Genomic DNA, 2,031 nt, shown 5'->3' on the forward strand with positions numbered 1-2,031 from the left:
AGGTAGTCGTTGCCAGAGCCACCATAAAGGTAGTCGTTGCCAGAGCCACCATAGAGGTAATCGTTGCCAGAGCCACCAACGAGGGTGTCGTTGCCACCGTAACCAAAGATAGTGTCGTTACCAGAGCTACCATAAAGGTAGTTGTTTAAGTTGTTACCAGTGTAAGTTGCCATGTCATTTGCTCCTGATCGATTGCAATTGTTTGAAAATTTGTGGATTGTTCTATTCGGAAAGATTCACCCTATTTGTCTGAGTTAGATCCTGAAAAAGTATTTAAGAAATACTCATTATTAATAGAAGTGGTTTTGCTAAGAGCATGGTGTTTTTACTTGCTCTATATACTCATCACTAGTAATTCCGATTTTTATGCAAAACTCTCTGGAAAATTTTAAAAATATCTAATCAACCCCTTGGGGTGGAGACGGGTAAGCAGTTGGAGTTCTTGCCAGAGGTGATACGAAGCCCACTAAACCTCGTAAGTCCTAAGATAATATATTCCTCAAAAGGTGATCGGGTGATCTGGTGATGGGGTGCTAGGTATGAATGCAACTTGGTACCAACACCCCTCTGACTAGGTATCCCATCAGCAGCTTTCCCCTAAACTCAGAGAGCCAGTAAAGCAAACAATCCTACTTGTCACCCCGTCAGATCAAGTCCGTTGGCGACTAGACTGAGATAAAGTCAGTAGCCGTCAGTAAACCACTAGAATCGACATAAGCAATGATCTCTGCACCTAAGTTGATTCGAGTGCCATTGGTAATAGAAACACCAGATCTTGTACCTGTGAATGAGCTTAAGCTGTAATTGGACAATGACCCGGAAATCTGGATCTTGTCAGAGTCAGTTTCCCCAGCGAAGCTAAATCTGTCGAAATTGTCAATCACAGCGTAATCTAGACCAGCACCGTTGTAATAGATCGAGCCACTGGTGCCTAGGATAATCAGATCCCTGGCACCCAAATCACCAGGATCAAGGATATCAATTTCACCAACACCGTCCAGAATACTGTTAGTACCGTTCAGGGTATCTGAGCCCAAACCTCCAACTAGGGTATCGTTACCACCTGCGCCAGTGAGGGTGTCATTGCCAGAACCACCGTTGAGGCTATCATTGCCAAAATTTACAGTGGAATCATCACCCGTGAGGCTATCATTGCCACTGCCACCAAGTAGAGTGTCGTTTCCGGCTTCTCCCTGAAGTGTATCGTTGCCCGCACCGCCATCTAAAAGATCACCAATTGTATCAACAGTTCCCAGAGTATCGGAGTCCAGGGAATCATTACCACTACCGCCAATCAAGGTATCTGCTCCCCCTTGACCGAGGAGGGTATCATTACCACCATTACCGTCGAGGCGGTTTGCGCCGCTGGTACCGATGATTGTCTCACCCCCCTGAGAGCCCTCGACGTTCTCAAAATTGCGAATCGTTTCGGTATTACCTCCAGAAACTGAGGTGGTCTCAGTTGCCAGGTTGATGGTGACCAGACCTGCACCAAATGTGACATTGGAATAATCGATAGTGTCGATTCCTGTACCGCCATTGTGGATGTCGAAATTCACCAAATCGTCGTCGATTATCCGATCATTACCAGAACCACCATTGGTGGTGTCCACTCCAGCTCCACCGTTGAGTGTGTCATTCCCGGCACGTCCATTCAGAGTATCGTTCCCAGAACCACCGTTGAGGCTATCATTGCCAAAATCTACAGTGGAATCATCACCCGTGAGGCTATCATTGCCACTGCCACCAATTAGAGTGTCGTTTCCGGCTTCTCCCTGAAGTGTATCGTTGCCCGCACCGCCATCTAAAAGATCACCAATTGTATCAACGCTTCCGAGAGTATCGGAGTCCAGGGAATCATTACCACGACCGCCAATCAAGGTATCTGCTCCCCCTTGACCGAGCAGGGCTGTTTCATAGTAGAGTAAAATGGAGAGAAAGTCAGACTAAGTACAAATAGACAACAAATAAGTCAGATTATGCCCTAAACTGTCTATGGATTCGGTTATTGAATCATAGCCATTAGCCCGG

Annotated in this window: 2 protein-coding genes; both read right to left on the reverse strand. The window is 46.4% G+C overall.

Going from position 1 to position 2,031, the window contains the following annotated elements; genetic code table 11:
* On the reverse strand, positions 1-173 hold a 173-nt coding region (locus F6K37_RS39760), incomplete at its 3' end, for a calcium-binding protein (protein ID WP_502887824.1).
* Positions 174-665: 492 nt separating this feature from the next.
* Entirely contained in the window at positions 666-1,880 is a 1,215-nt protein-coding gene (locus tag F6K37_RS39765; RefSeq protein WP_502887823.1) for a calcium-binding protein, read from the reverse strand.
* Positions 1,881-2,031 lie beyond the last annotated feature (151 nt).

Origin of the sequence: Moorena sp. SIO4E2 (genome assembly GCF_010671945.1) — a bacterium.
GTDB lineage: Bacteria > Cyanobacteriota > Cyanobacteriia > Cyanobacteriales > Coleofasciculaceae > Moorena > Moorena producens.